The 18,057-nt window shown below is 60.8% G+C and carries 17 protein-coding genes and 2 pseudogenes; 12 read left to right on the top strand and 7 right to left on the bottom strand.

From position 1 onward, the window contains the following. Positions 1-24: 24 nt before the first annotated feature. The 4 genes from ACTQ4R_RS07270 to secA all read right to left on the bottom strand — a co-directional run bounded on the left by ACTQ4R_RS07270 (position 25) and on the right by secA (position 5,624). Complete coding sequence (locus tag ACTQ4R_RS07270) at positions 25-1,563, bottom strand: ABC transporter substrate-binding protein (protein ID WP_441627279.1); 1,539 nt, start codon at positions 1,561-1,563, stop codon at positions 25-27. A gap of 11 nt (positions 1,564-1,574) precedes the next feature. Further along, positions 1,575-2,387, bottom strand: coding sequence for a peptidoglycan editing factor PgeF (pgeF, locus tag ACTQ4R_RS07265; protein WP_441627277.1), 813 nt, complete (start codon positions 2,385-2,387; stop codon positions 1,575-1,577). 13 nt (positions 2,388-2,400) lie between these two features. After that, positions 2,401-2,625 carry a hypothetical protein gene (locus tag ACTQ4R_RS07260; protein ID WP_441627275.1) on the bottom strand — a complete coding sequence of 75 codons (225 nt, stop codon included), beginning with the start codon at positions 2,623-2,625 and terminating at the stop codon, positions 2,401-2,403. Between the two features lie 248 nt (positions 2,626-2,873). Further along, positions 2,874-5,624 carry a preprotein translocase subunit SecA gene (gene secA, locus ACTQ4R_RS07255; protein WP_441627273.1) on the bottom strand — a complete coding sequence of 917 codons (2,751 nt, stop codon included), beginning with the start codon at positions 5,622-5,624 and terminating at the stop codon, positions 2,874-2,876. A 331-nt stretch (positions 5,625-5,955) separates the two neighbouring features. Here secA and ACTQ4R_RS07250 point away from each other — a divergent pair, with 331 nt between their 5' ends. Beyond that, positions 5,956-7,557 (top strand): MBL fold metallo-hydrolase RNA specificity domain-containing protein, encoded by a 1,602-nt coding sequence (locus tag ACTQ4R_RS07250; protein ID WP_441627271.1) that lies wholly within the window; start codon positions 5,956-5,958, stop codon positions 7,555-7,557. 2 nt (positions 7,558-7,559) lie between these two features. Here ACTQ4R_RS07250 and ACTQ4R_RS07245 read toward each other — a convergent pair whose 3' ends face one another. Continuing rightward, positions 7,560-7,808 (bottom strand): DUF6809 family protein, encoded by a 249-nt coding sequence (locus tag ACTQ4R_RS07245; protein WP_441627269.1) that lies wholly within the window; start codon positions 7,806-7,808, stop codon positions 7,560-7,562. A gap of 72 nt (positions 7,809-7,880) precedes the next feature. Here ACTQ4R_RS07245 and ACTQ4R_RS07240 point away from each other — a divergent pair, with 72 nt between their 5' ends. The 7 genes and pseudogenes from ACTQ4R_RS07240 to ACTQ4R_RS07210 all read left to right on the top strand — a co-directional run. Continuing rightward, the gene (locus ACTQ4R_RS07240; RefSeq protein ID WP_441627267.1) at positions 7,881-8,093 is read left to right on the top strand and encodes a helix-turn-helix domain-containing protein; all 213 of its coding nucleotides are present in this window, start codon (positions 7,881-7,883) and stop codon (positions 8,091-8,093) included. A gap of 627 nt (positions 8,094-8,720) precedes the next feature. Beyond that, a complete protein-coding gene (rlmD, locus tag ACTQ4R_RS07235; RefSeq protein ID WP_441627265.1) occupies positions 8,721-10,073 on the top strand; it encodes a 23S rRNA (uracil(1939)-C(5))-methyltransferase RlmD in 1,353 nt (450 codons plus the stop codon). A 257-nt stretch (positions 10,074-10,330) separates the two neighbouring features. Beyond that, a pseudogene (locus ACTQ4R_RS07230) lies at positions 10,331-11,017 on the top strand (DUF6017 domain-containing protein); the annotation flags it as partial. A gap of 70 nt (positions 11,018-11,087) precedes the next feature. Then, positions 11,088-11,633: an MT-A70 family methyltransferase gene (locus ACTQ4R_RS07225; RefSeq protein ID WP_441627357.1), complete on the top strand. Its 546-nt coding sequence runs from the start codon at positions 11,088-11,090 to the stop codon at positions 11,631-11,633. A gap of 5 nt (positions 11,634-11,638) precedes the next feature. Beyond that, a complete protein-coding gene (locus tag ACTQ4R_RS07220; protein ID WP_076939157.1) occupies positions 11,639-12,076 on the top strand; it encodes a PrgI family protein in 438 nt (145 codons plus the stop codon). After that, complete coding sequence (locus ACTQ4R_RS07215) at positions 11,991-12,320, top strand: hypothetical protein (protein ID WP_441627359.1); 330 nt, start codon at positions 11,991-11,993, stop codon at positions 12,318-12,320. Before ACTQ4R_RS07220 ends, ACTQ4R_RS07215 begins: the two co-directional genes overlap by 86 nt. Further along, positions 12,283-12,684, top strand: a pseudogene (locus ACTQ4R_RS07210) (DUF4316 domain-containing protein); the annotation flags it as partial. The gene ACTQ4R_RS07215 and the pseudogene ACTQ4R_RS07210, both read left to right, overlap by 38 nt. Positions 12,685-12,979: 295 nt before the next feature. Here ACTQ4R_RS07210 and serC read toward each other — a convergent pair. Next, positions 12,980-14,071, bottom strand: coding sequence for a 3-phosphoserine/phosphohydroxythreonine transaminase (gene serC / locus ACTQ4R_RS07205; protein ID WP_441627263.1), 1,092 nt, complete (start codon positions 14,069-14,071; stop codon positions 12,980-12,982). Between the two features lie 244 nt (positions 14,072-14,315). On the opposite strand from serC, the gene ACTQ4R_RS07200 reads away from it, so the two are divergent. Genes ACTQ4R_RS07200 through ACTQ4R_RS07185 form a run of 4 tightly spaced genes read left to right on the top strand, consistent with a single transcriptional unit; the run spans position 14,316 to position 17,488 of the window. Next, the gene (locus ACTQ4R_RS07200; protein WP_441627261.1) at positions 14,316-15,170 is read left to right on the top strand and encodes a hypothetical protein; all 855 of its coding nucleotides are present in this window, start codon (positions 14,316-14,318) and stop codon (positions 15,168-15,170) included. Positions 15,171-15,176: 6 nt separating this feature from the next. Beyond that, positions 15,177-16,502: a chloride channel protein gene (locus ACTQ4R_RS07195; protein ID WP_441627259.1), complete on the top strand. Its 1,326-nt coding sequence runs from the start codon at positions 15,177-15,179 to the stop codon at positions 16,500-16,502. Between the two features lie 58 nt (positions 16,503-16,560). Then, on the top strand, positions 16,561-17,271 hold the full coding sequence (locus tag ACTQ4R_RS07190) for a DUF421 domain-containing protein (RefSeq protein WP_441627257.1): 711 nt from the start codon (positions 16,561-16,563) through the stop codon (positions 17,269-17,271). 37 nt (positions 17,272-17,308) lie between these two features. Beyond that, positions 17,309-17,488, top strand: a complete 180-nt coding sequence (locus ACTQ4R_RS07185) for a DUF6774 domain-containing protein (protein WP_441627255.1) — start codon at positions 17,309-17,311, stop codon at positions 17,486-17,488. A gap of 125 nt (positions 17,489-17,613) precedes the next feature. Here the strand turns inward: ACTQ4R_RS07185 and ACTQ4R_RS07180 are convergent, their stop codons facing one another. Then, positions 17,614-18,054: a molybdenum cofactor biosynthesis protein MoaE gene (locus ACTQ4R_RS07180; protein WP_441627355.1), complete on the bottom strand. Its 441-nt coding sequence runs from the start codon at positions 18,052-18,054 to the stop codon at positions 17,614-17,616. Between the last annotated feature and the right edge of the window lie 3 nt (positions 18,055-18,057).

Here is an 18,057-nt window from a genome sequence, read left to right as displayed (position 1 = left end):
AAGGACGCTCAGCGTCCTTCTTTTTTATTCCTCCCGCAGGTGAACGGTACAGGAGGTGAAGTCGTAAAAGGGATTTGTCATGGTGGGATTCAGTCCCTCCACCACGTCTGTCTGCACCAGCACGGAGGTGGACTTGAAGCACACCGGCAGAATGGGCGATTGCTGGCGCAGGTGGGCGCACAGGGCCTTCAGAGCGGCAGAGCGATCCGAGGCGCCGGCGTAGGCCGCCAGCAGGTGGTCCGTCTGGGCGTTGGACCAGCCGCCGTAGTTCAGCGTGCCGCCGGTAGCGAGCAGGGGCGTCAAATCCCAGTCGGCGGTGAGCTTCACCTCGGCGTAGTACAGGTCAAAGGACCCGGCGGCCAGGGCCGCGGAGTACTCCTCCCAGGGCAGGGCCTGGACCTCCACCTTTAGGTCGAAGGCGGACAGGGCCTGGGCGATCTGCTCCGCGGCGGAAACCTTGAAGCTGTTTTCGCTGTTCACCAGCAGCGTGGCGGTGCGGGTGCTGCCGGAGGCAAAGCCGGCCTCGGCCATGGCACCGGCGAAAGCGTCGTAGGAGTAAGTCTCCTCCAGCTCCGACGGATACAGGGGGGAGACAGGGGAAACGGGGAACTGGGCGGCGGCACCGTGGCCGGACAGGTAGGCGCCCACCACGGCGGTGCGGTTGATGCCGAGGCTCAGGGCGGACCGCAGGGCCCCGCTGTTAAAGGGGGCCTTTTGGGTGTTGATGCCCACGTACTGCAAAATGGTGGTGTCTGCGTCTTGGAAGCTGATGCTGCCGGTGACGCTGATGGGGACGGTGCCTGTCAAGTCGGCGGTGATGAGCTGGATGTCATGGGAGGTAAACTGATAGAGCATGGTGTCCCGGTCCCCGGCGGCGGAGAGGCAGATGGTCTCCAGGGGCTGGCTGCTGGACTGCCACCAACTGCGGTTGGCGGTAAGGTGGGGGGAGCCCTCGCCGGAATAGGCGTACGGTCCGGTGCCGGTGGGGAAGGGCTCGGATTCCGTGCCGGCTTTGACGATGGGGATATCCAGAAGGGCGGCAAAGCCGGTGTTGGGCCCGGTGAGAACAACGGTGACCGTGCCGTCGCCGGCGGTGATGGAGGCTACGTTTTTCAGCCTGGTGCCGTACCGAACAGAGGACATGGCCCGCCGCAGGGTCTGGACCACGTCGCCCGCCGTTAGGGGAGAACCGTCGGTAAAGGTGACGCCGGACCGGAGGGAGAATACGTACGTGTACGTTTCGGGGGCATAGGTGTAGCCGGAGCAGAGGAGAGGCTGGGGCTCCAGCTGTGTGTCCAGCTGGAACAGTCCCTCGTACAGCAGGGCGCCCACCACCTGCTGCATGCCGTCGGCACAGGTGACAGGGTCCAGGGACTGGCCGGAGAGGTAGGGCAGGGTGAAGGCGGCGGGGAGAATGACCTCCTCCTGCACGGGCTCCGCCATCTCCTGGGAGATGAGCAGCTGGCCGCTGTCCGGCTCCTCCGTGTCCTCGTGCCAACAGCCGGTCAGAAAGGCGGGCACCAGGCACAGGGCGCATATGGCTTTCAAAAAACGGTGCTTCATGGGGATACCTCTCAATGGGAGCATTCGGTGAGGGAGAGCATGGCGCACTGGACGCCCCGGGCCTCTCCCATCTTCCGGTGGGACCAGAACAGGTCCGGACGGCAGGCGGTGCAAAGACCGCACATGTCGATGTGTTTCGCAGGCACTCCGGCCCGCAGCAGCCACTGGCGGTTGAGCCCCGCCAGGTCCACGTGCCATTTGGCGCCCCGCCGCTCCAGATACGGCGCGGCATCGCCGCCCAAAGCAGCGGTCATGGCGGCGGGAACGTCGCCGTCCGTTTCAAAGCAGCACCGGCCGATGCAGGGACCCACGGCGGCCCGCAGGTCTGCGGGGCGGGAGCCGTAGGCCCGCTCCAGCTCCCGGACGGTTTTTTCCACAATGCCGCCGGCACAGCCCCGCCAGCCGGCGTGGATGGCGCCGATGGCCGGATGGACCGGGTCGTAGAGCAGAATGATGCCGCAGTCGGCGGAAAAAACCGCCAGGGGCAGGTCCTTTTCATCGGTGATGAGGGCGTCGGCGGTATAATCCCGCTCCGACCACAACCCCTTGCCGGCGTCAGCGGCCGTGCAGCGGCGGACGGTGGTCTCATGGACCTGCTTTGCCAGGACCACCCGTCCCACATCCGCGCCGATGGCGCCGCAGAAGCGGCGGAAATTTTCCCGCAGGTTTTCCGGGCTGTCGCCGCAGCCGGTCCGCAGGTTCAACGAGTCAAACGGCGCCGGGCTGACGCCGCCGCCGCGGGTGGAAAACCCGTGACGGACACCTGATAGCTGTGGGGAAGTCAGCCAGGTAAGGCTGTTTTCCCGATGCGTAACAAAAGACATAAAGACCTCCAACTCAGTCGCGCTTTTCCACGACCTCATGCTGGGTGTAGCCGTGGTGGACATAGCCCAGACCGGCCACGACCACAACGAGGCCGACAATGGACAGCAGGACGCCCACACCGCCGTTTACCGCGGCGCCGATCAAACAAAGGGCGATGCCGGACATCAGCAGGGCGATTCCAAACAGCATTTCCTTGATGTCCTGTAAAAGCGCCAGGATACCATCGTCACCTTTCATAAGATGCTCCTTTCAAATCGGAAAACGTCCCCTGCCCTCCGGCAGTTGGAGAACAGGAGACGTGATTTCACAAGGGGCCGGGGAATTTCCCCTGCTTCTTTTGCCGAAGGCAAAAGAAAGAATTCAAATATTTTCGGCAGGACATGTGCCTGCCGAAAATACGTTGACCAAGCCGCCTTGGGCGGCGTTCACCAGTGACCGACGTCACTGGTGAGGGGGAATCTAAAGGGGGGGATGAAATCTCCTCTTTAGTTATCGTGATACTCTTTACAGGTGCACTTTTTCCATTTCAAGCCGCTGCCGCAGGGGCAAGGGTCGTTGCGGCCGATCTTTACGGACTTTTTGGGCTGCTTCTTGGGAGCGGTGCCGTCGCCGCCCACGTTTTCCACCATGCCCTTGGCCACCCGCTCCCGCTTGACCTCCTCGTCCTTCTTCAGACGGACGGAGTACAGCCGGCGGACGGTCTCGCTCTGAATGGCGGAGACCATCTCCTCAAACATGGACAGGGATTCCTGCTTGTAGGCAATGACGGGGTCGGTGTTGGCGTAGGCCCGCAGGCGGATGCCCTGCTTCAAGTCGTCCATGGCGTCGATGTGGTCCATCCAGTACTCATCCACCACACGCAGCATGATGACCCGCTCCAGCTCCCGCATGATGGGCGGCGTGATCTCGGCCTCCTTGGCCGCGTAAGTGTCCTCGGCGGCCTGGATGAAGGCCTCGGTAAAGTCCTCCTGGGTCTTGGAGGGGATGTCAGCTTCGGGAATCCGTACGGCGCCGGGCAGGAAGTAGGTGCCCTCCAGGCCCCGCAGCATCTCCCGGTAGCCGGCGGCGTCCAGGGCGGTCTGCTCGCCGAAGGCCAGAGCCACATGGTCGGCGATGGAGGTGTGCATCATGTTCAGCACGGTCTCCTTGAGGTCCTTGCCGTCCAGCACCTGGCGGCGCTGGGCATAGATGATCTCACGCTGCTTGTTCATGACGTCGTCGTATTCCAGCACGGACTTGCGGGACTGGAAGTTCCGGGACTCCACGGTGGTCTGGGCGTTTTCAATGGCCTTGGTGAGCATCTTGTTCTCGATGGGGGTGTCCTCGTCCAGGTCGAACTTCTCCATCATGTTGGTGATGCGCTCACCGCCGAACAGGCGCATGAGGTCGTCTTCCAGGGAGATGTAGAACCGGGTCTCGCCGGGGTCGCCCTGACGGCCGGCACGGCCGCGGAGCTGATTGTCGATGCGGCGGGACTCGTGGCGCTCGGTGCCGATGATGAACAGGCCGCCGGCGGCGCGGACCTTTTCGGCCTCATCGGCGATCTCCGCCTTGTGCTGGGCCAGCTTCTGGGCGAACAGGGCGCGGGCGGCCAGAATGTCGGCGTTGTCGGTGTCGGCGTAGCCGGTGGCGTCCACGATGACCTCCTCGGAGTAGCCAGCCTTCACCAGGTCGGCCCGGGCCAGATACTCGGCGTTGCCGCCCAGCATGATGTCGGTGCCGCGGCCGGCCATGTTGGTGGCCACGGTGACGGCGCCCAGCTTGCCGGCCTGGGCCACGATCTCGGCTTCCTTTTCGTGGTTCTTGGCGTTGAGGAGGTTGTGGGCAATGCCCTCCCGGGCCAGCAGATGGCTCAAAAGCTCGTTCTTCTCAATGGACACGGTGCCCACCAGCACGGGCTGGCCCTTGGCATGGCACTCCTTGATCTGGGCGATGACGGCCCGAAACTTGCCCGCCTCGGTCTTGTAGACCACGTCGTGGTGGTCGTTGCGCTGGTTGGGACGGTTGGTGGGGATCTCCACGATGTCCAGGTTGTAGATGGTGCCGAACTCCTCCTGCTCCGTCATGGCGGTGCCGGTCATACCGGAGAGCTTGTCGTACAGGCGGAAGTAGTTCTGGAAGGTGATGGTGGCCAGGGTCTTGTTCTCGCTGTTGACGTTGACATGCTCCTTGGCCTCAATGGCCTGGTGCAGGCCGTTGGAGTACCGGCGGCCGAACATGAGACGGCCGGTGAACTCGTCCACGATGATGACCTCACCGTCCTTGACCACATAGTCCACGTCCCGCTTCATGGTGCCGTGGGCCTTCAGAGCCTGGTTGATGTGGTGGCTGAGAGTGGAGTTGGAGGGGTCGGACAGGTTCTCCACATGGAAGAACTCCTCCGCCTTGGCGATGCCCCGGGCGGTGAGGGTGGCCGTCTTGGCCTTTTCGTCCACCACGTAATCGGCGTCGATGTCGGCGTCCTCTTCCTCCTTGTTGTCCACCTGGACCACCACCTGCTTTTTCAGGCGGGAGACCAGCATCTCCGCCATATCATACAGCTGGGTGGATTTGTCGCCCTGACCGGAGATGATAAGGGGGGTGCGGGCCTCGTCGATGAGGATGGAGTCCACCTCGTCCACGATGGCGAAGGCGTGGCCCCGCTGCACCAGCTCGGAGGAGTAGATGCACATGTTGTCCCGCAGGTAGTCGAAGCCCATCTCGTTGTTGGTGCCGTAGGTGATGTCGGCGGCGTAGGCATCCTGGCGCTCCTTACTGGTGAGGCCGTGGACGATGAGGCCCACCTTCAGCCCCAGGAAGCGGTGGACCTTGCCCATCCACTCACTGTCGCGCTTTGCCAGGTAGTCGTTGACGGTGACGATGTGGACGCCCCGGCCCGTCAAGGCGTTGAGGTAGGCGGGGAGGGTGGCCACCAGGGTCTTGCCCTCGCCGGTCTTCATCTCGGCGATGCGGCCCTGGTGCAGCACGATGCCGCCCACCAGCTGCACCCGGTAGGGGCGCATGCCCAGCACACGGTCAGCGGCCTCCCGCACGGTGGCGAAGGCCTCCGGCAGGATGTCGTCCAGCGTCTCGCCGTTTTGGAGACGCTCCTTGAACTCGGCGGTTTTTGCCTGCAGCTGGGCGTCGGTCATGGCCTTGTACTCGTCGGCCATGGCCTCGATCTTGTCCACGATGGGATAGATGCTCTTCAGCTCCCGGGAGCTGTAATCGCCAAACAGTTTTTTCATCAGACCCATAATGTATGAAACGTCCTTTCCGTTTTCAGCTCTTTCCTGAGAAAGGGAAGAATTTACGCTGCTCATAAAAAAGCAAGAGTAGCATACCACAAAAAGCCGCGGATTGCAAAGAAAAACGGGAATTTCTCAAAAAATTCACAAATGAAAAACGATTTCCCGCCTGTCTTCGTCCAAAACGAAGGACCCTGGGCGGCGGATGCCTTTCCGCCTGCCGGCGGGGCGGCAAAACCGGACATTTTCCCGAAAACGTCGATTGTGCTTTTCACTGGGGCATGGTACAATAAAATCAATAAAAAGCCCCGGCGAATGAAATCAACAAGGAGGTCTCCCTATGAAGCTCAGCTTTTTCGGCGCCGATCAGTGCGTGACCGGCAGCTGTCACTGCCTGGAAGTGAATGGAAAGCGCATCCTGGTGGACTGCGGCCTGCAGCAGGGACGGGACGAGGTGTCCAACGCAGAGTTCCCCTTCGCGGCCAACGCCATCGACTGTGTGCTGGTGACCCATGCCCACATCGACCACTCCGGCCGCATCCCCATGCTCATCAAGCAGGGCTTCCGGGGCCGCATCCTCACCACTCGTCTGACAGCGGACCTGCTGGACATCATGCTGCTGGACTCCGCCCACATCCAGGAGCAGGACGCCGAGTGGAAAAACCGCAAGGCGGAGCGCTCCGGCGCCCCCCGGGTGGAGCCCCTGTACACCATTGAGGACGCCTCCCGCGTCCGGGAATTTTTGACCACCTGCGAATACGGGGAAAAGGTGGAGCTGTGCCAGGGGGTAACGGTGGAGTTCGTGGACGCCGGCCACCTGCTGGGCTCCGCCAGCATCATCGTGGACGCGGAGGAGGACGGCGTTTCAAAGCGGCTGGTGTTCTCCGGTGACCTGGGCAACATCAACCAGCCCATCATCCGGGACCCGGTCCACATCCATGGGGCGGATTACGTGGTCATGGAGTCCACCTACGGCGACCGCAACCACACGGAGGTGTGGAGCTACACCGACGACCTGGCCGCCATCATCGACAAGACCATCGCCCGGGGCGGCAACGTGGTCATCCCCTCTTTTGCCGTGGGCCGCACCCAGGAGCTGCTGTATTTCATCCGGGAGATCAAGGACGCGGGACTGGTGAAGTCCAACCCGGACTTCCCGGTGTATATCGACTCACCTCTGGCGAAAAAGGCCACCACCATCTTCACCGGCAACCTCCACGGCTACCTGGACGAGGACGCCCTGGAGCTGGTGCAGGACGGCACCCACATGTTCAATTTCACCAACCTGCGGATGACGGAGACCAGCGAGGAGTCCAAGGCGCTGAACATGGACCCGACGCCCAAGGTCATCATCTCCGCCTCCGGCATGTGCGACGCCGGCCGCATCCGCCACCACCTGAAGCACAACCTCTGGCGGAAGGAGTGCACCGTGGCGTTCGTTGGCTACCAGGGGGAGGGCACCTTGGGCCGCACACTGCTGGAGGGGGCCAAGAGCGTGAAGATGTTCGGCGAGGAGATCGCCGTCAACGCCGAGATCGTCAACTTCCAGGGCCTTTCCTCCCACGCCGACCGGGACCATCTCATCAGCTGGATCGCGGACTTCAAGGAGCCGAAGCCCCAGCACGTATTCGTGGTCCACGGCGACCGGGAGGTGGCGCCCTTCTTCGCCCAGACCGTCGCCGGCATGGGCTTCACGGCCCACGCTCCCCAGTACACGGAGGTCTATGACCTTATCGCCGATACCGTGGTGCAGAAGGGCTACCTGCCGGAGCGGAAGGTGAAGAGCGCCGGCGGCGTCAAGTCCAGCGCGGCCTACGAGCGGCTGGTGGCCGTGGGCGAGATGCTCATGGCATCCATCAAGCGCAGCAAGGGGCGGGACAACAAGTCCCTGGCCCGGTTTGCCGACCAGCTGCGCCAGCTGCTGGAGAAGTGGGAGGCGTGAGCTTATCCCAGCTCCCGGCGGAGGGTGAAGGCCGCGAGGAACATGGCCTCCAGCTCCATCTGCCGCTGCTCCTGGAGGGCGTCGTAGTATTTTTCGAAGGTGTCCCGGGCATCCCGGGAGAGGGCTTCGCGGAGGTCGCCTGACAGGCGGTCCAGGAGGTTGTTGACGCTGCGGTATTGCGGCGTGGTCAGCTGGGCGGTGAAGCCGGTGTCCATGGCGTGGTCGTAGAGGAGATTCATCAATGGGGTCATGAGAGACACCTCCAAAAGGAACTTTATGTTCTTATTATAAAGGAACACAAAGTTCCTGTCAAGGAGAAAAGAATGGAAATTTTTGCGGTTCGCTTGAAAGAATTACGAACAGAATATAAGATTTCACAGAAAGACTTAGCGGAAAAGTTGGGAATTTCTGACCGGGCTTATCGGTATTATGAAGAAGGAAAGCGGTATCCAGACTTTCAAGGATTACTGATGCTGGCAGATTGCTTTCAGGTGTCATTGGATTATCTCGTTGGCCGCAGCGATGTGCGGAAGTGACACCTCGATGGAGATGGGCAATGCACCCCCCATTTTCTCCCCGTGGAGAAAACCCTCCAGAGGGCCTTCTCGCCGCTGCGCGGCTCACCTTGGCGGGCCGTGCACGGTCCAAAAGACACGCCAGGAGGGGGATTTCGGTCTTGGCCCACCGTTGCGGCGATACGATTCCCGGCCCCTATTGGGGCCGCCAATCGTGCCGCTGCCTCGAAAATCAGCTCGCTTCATCCGCCGCAGGCGGCGCTTCGCTGATTTTCCCCCTCCAAACCACCCCTTCAAACGACACAAAGAGGGGGCTGCGGCCCCCTCTTTGGAAACTCCCCCCACGGAGCAGCAGCGGGGCCAGAGGTAAGTCGCTTCAATAAGCACCCTGGAATGAGATGTTACGTCACAACTTGCGGCATAAGCGTAATTTGATAGGAGCGTTTCAGCGCACTCGGATGAGGCCTGGCGGGTTTTATCCGGTCGTGGCTGACAGCCGCCGCATCCCCCAAAATGCTGTCCAGCATTTTGGGACCAAGGCGTTTTTCTTTTGGACCGTGCACGGCCCGTTTTCTTTTTCAAGAAAAAGAAAATGGGGGGTGCGATCCCCCAGCCATGCTGATGGCTGCGTGAAAACCGAGGAACCATATGGAACAGTTAAAGGAAAACAACGTATACACCGGCACCGTGGAGGGCTACTCCAGCGAGGGCCTTGGCATCGTGCGCCTGGACGGCGCCGTGGTGTTCGTCCCCGGGACGGTGCGGGGCGAGGAGATCGACCTGCGAATCACAAAGGTGATGAAGACCTGCGCCGCCGGCGAGATGGTGAAGCTCCGCAAGCCTTCCCCGGAGCGGGCCAAGCCCGAGTGCCCCCATTTCGGCCTGTGCGGCGGCTGCGACTTCCAGCACATGAGCTACACCGAGGAGCTGCGGGCCAAGCGCCAGCGGGTCCAGGACGCCTTGACCCGCCTGGGGGGCACAGACCTCCAGGTGGAGGAGATCCTGGGCGCCAAGGACCCCACCCACTACCGCAACAAGAGCCAGTACCCCGTGGGCCCCGGCGGCACCATCGGCTTTTACAAGGCCCGCACCCACCAGGTGGTGGGCGTGGACCGCTGCCTCATCCAGTCGGAGGTCTCCGACAAAACGGCCAAGGCCGTGGGGGACTGGATGCGGCGGTATAAAATTTCCGCCTACGACGAGCGCACCGGCAAGGGCCTGGTGCGGCATATCTACGTCCGGGTGAACCAGAAGGGCGAGAGCCTTTGCTGTGTGGTGGTCAACGGTAAGCAGCTGCCCCGGGAGCCGGAGTTGGCGGCCTTCGTCCGGGCGGCGGCGCCCAAAACCGTGGGCGTGGTGCTCAACAGCAATACCCGCCGGGGCAATGTCATTCTGGGGGATAAGTACCGGACCCTCTGGGGGCAGGATTTTTTGATGGACACCCTCTGCGGCCTGCGGTTCAAGCTGTCCGTTCCCTCCTTCTACCAGGTGAACCGGGACCAGGCGGAGGTACTGTACGGCAAGGCCCTGGAGTTTGCCGGATTGACAGGGGAGGAAACGGTGCTGGACCTGTACTGCGGCACCGGCACCATCACCCTCTGCATGGCGGCGAAGGCGAAAAAGGTCATCGGCGCGGAGATCGTGGCCCCCGCCATCGCGGACGCCAGGGAGAACGCGGAGCGCAACGGCATCGAAAACGCGGAATTTTTCTGCGGCGACGCGGCGGACATCGCGGTGAAGCTGGAGCGGGAGGGCCTGCGGCCGGACGTCATCACCGTGGACCCGCCCCGGAAGGGCCTGGCGCCGGAGGTCATCGCCTCCGTAGCGGGCATGGGGCCGAAGCGGGTGGTGTACGTCTCCTGCGACCCCGCCACCCTGGGCCGAGACGTGAAGCTCTTCGTGGAACTGGGCTACAAGGCCGTCCGTGCCTGCGCCGTGGACATGTTCCCCGGCACTCGCCATGTGGAGACAATAGTGTTGCTACAAAGAGAAACCTTGTAGAAATCCTTAGATTTAGGCACTTTTCCCGCCATGTGGTGTTTGACGCCGAGGGTGATAAATTCCGTAATAAGCGTATTGAGGACTATATCACGGTTTCGGTAGTTATTGATATGGAGTGTGGGAACACAAAAAACTAAATAATTGACTGAAAGGGACATCGTGCAAACGGTGTCCCTTTCTCATGGGCGGAAGCCGCAGATTTTGAAAAAGTCTGCGGCTTTTCTTTTTGCCCAAACGCAGAAAGGAGGCGACGGCCTATGTACTTCACTTCCGGCAGCGACCGGGCCTTTGAACAGCTCATGCAGGGCAAGCCCGGTTTCGACCACTACGACAGCGGCGAGGCGGTCACGCCGGAGGACTGCGGCACCTGCCGCTTTTATCGCCCGCACTGGAAATATCAATTCTGCGTCTATGCGGAATGTCCCTACCAGCCGGGCAAGCTGACCGCCTACGACGCGGTGACATTTCGAGTGAAAGGAGTTGTTGAGAATATGGCAGTATTTCGTGTAGAGCGTAACAAGGGCTACACGGTGATGTCCAATCACCATCTGCGGAACAAGGACTTATCCCTGAAAGCCAAGGGCCTGTTATCGCAAATGCTCTCCCTGCCGGAAGATTGGGACTATACGCTCAAAGGCTTATCCCTTATCAACCGGGAGCAGATCGACGCGATCCGGGCCGCGATCCGGGAGTTGGAACAGGCCGGGTACATCGTCCGATCTCGTGAGCGCGACAGCCAAGGGCGCTTGCGCGGCGCGGACTATGTGATCTATGAACAGCCCCAGCCTGTGCCGGATTCACCTACGTTGGAAAATCCAATGTTGGATAATCCAACGCAGGAAAAGCCTACGTTGGGAAAACCAACGCAATTAAATAAAGATATATCAAGTAAAGAAAAATCAATTACTGATGTATCAATTACCGATCCTATTCCTATCGAAAGCCGTCTTTACTGCACATTAACAGACAGGAGGACTACCAACCATCGAGGAAGTACAAAAGAAACGATACCACATCATTTACGCCGATCCGCCGTGGCGGTATGAGTGCAAGAAAACAGGTGCGGCGGAACATCACTATCCCACCATGAGCATTGACGAGCTGTGCGCCCTGCCGGTGGAAACGCTGGCGGAAAAGGACTGTCTGCTGTTCTTGTGGGCCACATTCCCGCAGCTCCCGGAAGCCCTGCGCCTGATCCGGGCATGGGGCTTTACGTTCAAGACGGTGGCCTTTGTCTGGTTGAAGCTCAACAAGAAAAGCCCCACATGGTTTTATGGGCTGGGGTACTGGACGAGAGGCAATGCGGAAATCTGCCTGCTTGCCAAACGAGGCAAACCCAAGCGCCACAGCGCCGGTGTCCATCAGTTTATTATTTCCCCTGTGGAGGAACACAGCAAAAAGCCGGACGTAACCCGCGACAAAATCATTGAGCTGGCGGGCGATCTGCCCCGCGTGGAGCTGTTTGCCAGACAGAAAGCGCCCGGCTGGGACGTTTGGGGAAACGAGGTGGACAGTGATCTTTCCCTGACCCCGCAAGATAATGTATCAGAAACGAGGTGATTTGAATGGCTTATGTGACCGTCCCAAAGGACTTAACCCGCGTAAAATCCAAGATTGTGTTTGGCCTTACCAAACGACAACTGATCTGCTTCGGCGGTGCGCTTCTCGTAGGCGTCCCGCTTTATTTTTTGCTCCGGGGCCGGGTGACTGGCAGCGCGGCGGCCCTGATTATGGTGTTCGCCATGCTGCCGGGCTTCCTGCTGGCCCTGTACGAGCGCCACGGCCAGCCCCTTGAAGTGGTGGTATGGCAGATCGTCCAGTGCTGCTTTATCCAGCCCAAGGAAAGGCCCTACCAAACCGATAACGCCTATACTGCCCTCATGCGGCAGCATCAAATGGAAAAGGAGGTAAATGCGATTGTCCGAAAAGCAAAGAAACGAGCCGCCTGTAAAGCTCACCCGCGCCGAAAAGCGGGAAATACAGGCCATCATCCGCAAGTATAAGGGCGACGGAAAAGCCCATTCCGCACAGGCCAGCATCCCGTATCAGGCCATGTACCCGGACGGGATTTGCAAGGTGACGGCCAACACGTTCAGCAAGTGTATCGAGTTTGCCGACATCAGCTATCAGCTTGCACAGGCCGACACCAAGACGGCCATTTTTGAAAACCTGTGCGATCTCTACAACTATCTGGACGCCTCGATCCACGTCCAGCTTTGGCTTCCACCACCAATCCGAGGACGGTAAGTATCTTATCATGGGCAACGGAACGGACGCCTTTGCCATCCCCGCCCAGCAGGAAAGCCCCATCAAGACCGCTGAAATGACGACCGAGCAGAACTACAACATGATTGACGGCGTTCTGAATAACACCCCGACCATGAGTGAGCTGGAAGCCAAGGCCAATGTGGAGGAAGATCCGGTCTGCGGCCGGGGCCACTGCCATGTGACGCCTTACTGGACAAAGCGCCTGGGCAAGGACCGTATCGTGGCCTATCAAGCGTCCCGGCGGGGCGGCACATTATATTGTGCCATCGCCGGAGACCGCGTCAGAATCGGCGGAAAGGTGACGATGTTCTCCATCGATGAGATTTTGGCGGTCCCAACGTAAGCTCCGGTTCTATTCTCCGACTGTTCCGGCAGCAGAGAGGTGATGTGTGAGGGCTCCGCTTCGGGCACAGCAGAAAAGCCCCTTTTTCCTTGATAGACCGCAAAAATCAGAGCAAACTCACAAACTGACAACAGGGGAGCCAGAAGGAACGGACTGAGAGGCGGATGTTTTCCGTGACCCATTACACCCGATCTGGATCATGCCAGCGTAGGGAGCATACCGAATGCGTTGCAAAATGTTTAAAATGCCTTCGCCGGAATGAGCGGCGAAGGCATTTTTTCGCGTGATCTGAAATTTACAGGTGCTCCGCCTCGTAGGCCTTCAAAAACTCCACCAGGGCCTCCACACCCTCCTTGGGCATGGCGTTGTAGATGGAGGCCCGGAGGCCGCCCACAGACTTGTGACCCTTCAAGTTGTCGAAGCCGGCGGCCTTGCTGGCGGCCACCACGTCGGCGTCCTGCTCCTTGGAGGGGGAGACGAAGGGCACGTTCATGAGGGAGCGGTCCTCCTTCCGGACGGCGCCGGTGAAGAAGCGGCTCTGGTCCAGGAAGTCATACAGCACGGCGGCCTTTTCCTCGTTCCGGGCGGCCATGGCCGCGAGTCCGCCGTTTTTCAGCAGGTACTTGAACACCTTGCCGCAGCAGTAGATGGCCCAGCAGTTGGGGGTGTTGTACAGGGAGTCGGCGTCGGCGTGGGTCTTGTAGCGCAGGTAGGTGGGCACGAAATCGGGCAGGTCCTCCCGCAGCAGGTCCTCCCGGATGATGGCGATGGACATGCCGGCGGGCCCCACATTTTTCTGCACGCCGGCCCAGATGAGGCCGTAGCGGCTGACGTCGCAGGGGCGGGAGAGGAACATGGAGGATTGGTCCGCCACCAGCACGTGGCCCTTGGTGTCCGGCAGAGTGTGGTAGGTGGTGCCGTTGATGGTCTCGTTTTCGCAGATGTAGACGTAGTCGGCGTTTTCGGGAATGTCCAGGTCCGAGCAGTCGGGGATGTAGGAGAAGTTCTTGTCGGCGGAGGAGGCGACGATCTTCACCTCGCCGTATTTCTTCGCCTCGGCAATGGCCTTTTTGGACCAGGCGCCGGTCTCCACATAGCAGGCCACGCCGTTTTTCATCAAGTTCATAGGCACCATGGCGAACTCCAGCGTGCCGCCGCCCTGGAGGAAGAGGACCCTGTAATTGTCCGGGATGCCCATGAGAGTCCGGAGATCGGCCTCCGCCTCGTCCCGGATCTGCTGGAACACCTTGGAGCGGTGGCTCATCTCCATGACACACATGCCGCTGCCGTGGTAATTGAGCATTTCGGCGGCGATCTCCTCCAGCACCTCCTCCGGCATCATGGCGGGGCCGGCGGAGAAATTATAGGTGCGTCCGTATTTCATCATCAGACATCTCCTTTTCAGTTGTATCACTTTCCGTCCAGTATACGACAGTGAATCGGAAGAATCAACCGAAAATTCAGACTATTGGCGGGAGAAGATACAGAGAATGCTTATACAAATTGACCGCTTGTGAAAAAAGACACAGGAAAATATTGAAATTTTAACGAAATTTTTATATACTTATTGTGTATGCAAGCCTGGCGGAGGGAAACTGCCCTCCAGCTTTGGAGAGAGTGAGGAGAGAGCCATGAGAGCGGACGGAACACGTGTCAAGGGGCTGAGCCCCATCGTGCAGGCGCTTCCCTATATCATGCCCCACCGATATGACGCCCAGAACTGGGCCAATGATTATGTGGATGAAGACATCATGCGCAACTATATCCGGCGGAAGCGGCGGGAGGGTCTCAGCGTTACCCATATGAGCGTCCTGGTGGCGGCCTATTATAAGGCGGCGCTGGAAAATCCGAAGGTGAACAACTTCATCATGAACCGGAAGGTGTACCAGCGCAACCACTTCTGCTTCAGCTTTGTTATTTTGAAGACCCGGGCCGACGGTACACCGGATGAGACGACCCTGAAGATCTTCCTGGACCCGGCGGACACGGTGTTTTCCATCAGCGAGAAGATCAAGGAGCACATTGACCGGAACCTGGTGGCGGTCCACAACAACAATACGGATAAATTCGCGAACCTGGCCTTTTCCATCCCCGGCTTTGCCCGCATCGTGTTCTGGCTTGCCTACCATCTGGACCAGCACAACCTGCTGCCCGGGAAGATCATCGAGCTGAGCCCCTTCCACACCAGCCTGTTCATTACGAACCTGGCTTCCATCAACACCAATTACATTTTCCACCACTGCTATGAATTCGGCACCACCAGCGTGTTCGTGTGCATGGGCAAGCCCGTGCCGGACCCCATGGCGCCGGAGGGCAGCCGCAAAAAGCTGATGCCCCTGGGCGTGGTGATGGATGAGCGGATCGCCACGGGCATCGAGTACTCCCGGTTCTTCGCGGCCTTCAGCCGGTATCTGAAAACGCCGGAGGTGCTGGAGACCCGCCTGGACGGCAGGGCGGTCCCCGTTCCCGCGGCAGCGGAGGCGTAACTTATCATGGAACAACCCATCGCAGAGAGAATGACGGCCTTTTTGGGCCGTGTGGCACTTTATATCAAGGCCCTGGCCAAATGGCTGGCGGTGGCGGTGGTCATCGGTGTGGTCTGCGGCGTGATCGGCTCCGCGTTCCACATCGGCATCCACGAGGCCACAACCCTGCGGGGAGCGCATCCCTGGCTTTTATGGTGCCTGCCGCTGGCGGGCCTGGTGATCGTGGCCTTTTACAAGCTGACAAAAACCGAGGGACAGGGCACCAACGACATCATTGACGCCGTGCACCTGGGCAAGGGCCTGTCCATCTTTTTGCTGCCCGCCATCTTCCTGGGCACGGTGTTGACTCACCTGTGCGGCGGCTCCGCCGGACGGGAGGGCGCCGCGCTGCAGATGGGCGGTACCATCGGCCACCAGGCGGGACGGCTGTTCCATCTGGATGACCGGGACCTGCGCACCGCCACCATGGCGGGCATGGCGGCCTTTTTCGCCGCCCTGTTCGGTACGCCCTTGACGGCCACGGTATTCGCCATGGTGGTCATCAGCATCGGCGTCATGTACCACGCCGCTTTCATCCCCTGCTTGACGGCCTCCCTCACGGCCTACGGCGTGTCCCTGGTCATGGGCGTGGAGCCAACCCACTTCACGGTGGCCATGCCGGAGCTGGGGGTGGTGATGCTTTTGAAGGTGGCGGTGCTGGCGGCCCTGTGCGCCCTGGTGTCCATTCTGTTCTGCAACACCATCCATTTCGCCGAGCACCAGATGGCAAAGCGCATCCCCAACCCCTGGGTGCGGGTGGTCGTGGGCGGCTTCGCCGTCATCGCCCTGACGTACCTCTGCGGCACCACGGATTATAACGGCGCCGGCATGGACGTGGTCACCCGGGCCGTGGAGGAGGGAACGGCCCATCCGGCGGCCTTTTTGCTGAAGCTGCTGTTCACCGCCGTTACGCTGAGCGCCGGCTTCAAGGGCGGCGAGGTGGTGCCCTCCTTCTTCGTGGGAGCCACCTTCGGCTGTGTGGTGGGCCCCCTGCTGGGCATTCCCGCCGGCTTCGCGGCGGCGCTGGGGCTGGTGGCCGTGTTCTGCGGCGCCGTCAACTGCCCGGTGGCCTCCATCTTTTTGTCGGTGGAGTTGTTCGGCGACGGCGGCCTTTTGTACTTCGCTCTGGCCTGCGGCATCAGCTACATGCTCTCCGGCTACAATGGCCTTTATTCCAGCCAGACCATCCTGTATTCCAAGCTGAAGGCCCAGTACATCAATGTGCACACCAACGCCCACCACGCCGGCGCTCCCCACGCGGAGCCTCCCGTTCACGGCAGCTTGAAAGAGTGAATGAAAAGCGCCTCCCGGGGCATACTGTCGGAAACGACATTGCCCGGGAGGCGTTTTTGTGCAGTATGCTGCCCAGGCCGCACTGGCGGCCCTTTCCTCGCTGCTGTCCATCGCGGTGCTGTTTTTGCTGGCGAAGCTCATGGGGACGAAGCAGGTGTCCCAGATGACCATGTTCGACTATGTGGTGGGCATTACCATCGGCTCCATCGCGGCGGAGCTGGCCACGGAGCTGGAAGAGCCTCTGCGGCCGCTGACGGCGCTGGTCATCTACGGTGTGACGGCCTTCGTCATTTCCGTTCTCACCAACAAATTCTTGAAGGTCCGCGCCCTGGTGACGGGCAAACCCTTGGTGCTGCTGGAAAACGGCGTCATCTACCGGGAAAATCTGAAAAAGGCCCGGCTGGACCTGAGCGAGTTTCTCACCTACTGCCGCATCGGAGGCTGGTTCGACCTAAACCAGCTCCAGTCGGCGGTGCTGGAGCACAACGGTGTGGTGAGCTTCCTGCCCAAGGAGGCGGACCGCCCCGCCACTCCCGCGGACCTGGATTTGAATCCCAAGCAGTCCCAGGTCCAGACGCCCTTCGTCATGGACGGGCGGCTTCTGGAGGAGAATATCCGCCAAGCGGGGAAGGAGGACGCCTGGGTCCGGCGGGCGCTGCTGCGGCAGGGCTACCAGGACGAGACAGCGGTGCTGTTGGCGGTGTGGGGCGGCGGCGAGAAGCTGACGGTGTTCCCTATGGACCCGGCGGACGCCCCGAAGGGGAACTGACAGGCGGCGGAGCACATAAGCTGGTCATGGTGATGCTATGGGAGGCTGTGACTGTGATCCTCTGGCGCTGACCACGGCTGTGGGGGCGCTGGCGGTGTCCATCGCGGGACGGCTGAGCGATGAGGACCTGGAGCTGGCCGCGGCCATTTTGACCCAACTGGGGGACTCTCTGGCCACCATTGCCGTCCAGCGGAGCCGCTGTACAGGGGAAAAGTAAACGGACGGGCCGAAGGGCCCGCCCGTTTTGCGTTGTGCTTGATGCCGTGATGGTCTGGCTGCGGCGCCTGTCAAACGGCCGCTTGGCGGTCCGTGCGGGGCTCCCGGGCGGGCGTTTGGCAGGGCTCAATGCAGTTCGGTCTCAGTGACGCACTCCTCCTTGAGCCGGCCCACCAAATACTGAAGGGCGTCCACCACATGGGGGCGGATGTCGCCGCCGATGAGGACGCGCATGATATCGTCCCCCACTTGGAGCGTTCCCGCATTGAGCCAAGCCTTGACGTAGTAAATGCCATCTAATCGGTAGGTGTCCTTGACCGCCGCGGAGACCTTTGCCGCGTCGTAGGAGAATTGCATCCCCTTGACGGGGACGGCGGCCTCATCGCCGTTTCGCACGGCTGCCTTGGCCGTTTCCCGGACGGTGCCGCTGTGGGTGAGGTACATGCCGATCTTGGAGGCGTTGGGGGAGGCCTTTGCCTCATTCAGCCACGCGTCCATGGACGGAGCCGGCTTTCCGAGGGGCCGCGCCTCCTGAGCGCAGTCAGCCGAGCCGGCGGACAGCAGCATGTC

Source organism: Dysosmobacter sp. Sow4_B12, assembly GCF_052116665.1.
Classification (GTDB): Bacteria; Bacillota; Clostridia; order Oscillospirales; family Oscillospiraceae; genus Oscillibacter.
Note: the sequence above shows the minus strand (reverse complement) of the source record. Positions and strands in the feature narration are given on the sequence as shown.

What these genes read in the sequence shown, in the direction of transcription:
- ACTQ4R_RS07245 (WP_441627269.1), bottom strand. Translation starts at nt 7,808, where the DNA reads ATGACCCCATTGATGAATCTCCTCTACGACCACGCCATGGACACCGGC.
- ACTQ4R_RS07185 (WP_441627255.1), top strand. Translation starts at nt 17,309, where the DNA reads ATGGGAGGCTGTGACTGTGATCCTCTGGCGCTGACCACGGCTGTGGGG.
- ACTQ4R_RS07220 (WP_076939157.1), top strand. Translation starts at nt 11,639, where the DNA reads ATGGCTTATGTGACCGTCCCAAAGGACTTAACCCGCGTAAAATCCAAG.
- ACTQ4R_RS07270 (WP_441627279.1), bottom strand. Translation starts at nt 1,563, where the DNA reads ATGAAGCACCGTTTTTTGAAAGCCATATGCGCCCTGTGCCTGGTGCCC.
- pgeF (WP_441627277.1), bottom strand. Translation starts at nt 2,387, where the DNA reads ATGTCTTTTGTTACGCATCGGGAAAACAGCCTTACCTGGCTGACTTCC.
- ACTQ4R_RS07260 (WP_441627275.1), bottom strand. Translation starts at nt 2,625, where the DNA reads ATGAAAGGTGACGATGGTATCCTGGCGCTTTTACAGGACATCAAGGAA.
- ACTQ4R_RS07250 (WP_441627271.1), top strand. Translation starts at nt 5,956, where the DNA reads ATGAAGCTCAGCTTTTTCGGCGCCGATCAGTGCGTGACCGGCAGCTGT.
- serC (WP_441627263.1), bottom strand. Translation starts at nt 14,071, where the DNA reads ATGATGAAATACGGACGCACCTATAATTTCTCCGCCGGCCCCGCCATG.
- rlmD (WP_441627265.1), top strand. Translation starts at nt 8,721, where the DNA reads ATGGAACAGTTAAAGGAAAACAACGTATACACCGGCACCGTGGAGGGC.
- ACTQ4R_RS07180 (WP_441627355.1), bottom strand. Translation starts at nt 18,054, where the DNA reads ATGCTGCTGTCCGCCGGCTCGGCTGACTGCGCTCAGGAGGCGCGGCCC.
- ACTQ4R_RS07200 (WP_441627261.1), top strand. Translation starts at nt 14,316, where the DNA reads ATGAGAGCGGACGGAACACGTGTCAAGGGGCTGAGCCCCATCGTGCAG.
- secA (WP_441627273.1), bottom strand. Translation starts at nt 5,624, where the DNA reads ATGGGTCTGATGAAAAAACTGTTTGGCGATTACAGCTCCCGGGAGCTG.
- ACTQ4R_RS07195 (WP_441627259.1), top strand. Translation starts at nt 15,177, where the DNA reads ATGGAACAACCCATCGCAGAGAGAATGACGGCCTTTTTGGGCCGTGTG.
- ACTQ4R_RS07240 (WP_441627267.1), top strand. Translation starts at nt 7,881, where the DNA reads ATGGAAATTTTTGCGGTTCGCTTGAAAGAATTACGAACAGAATATAAG.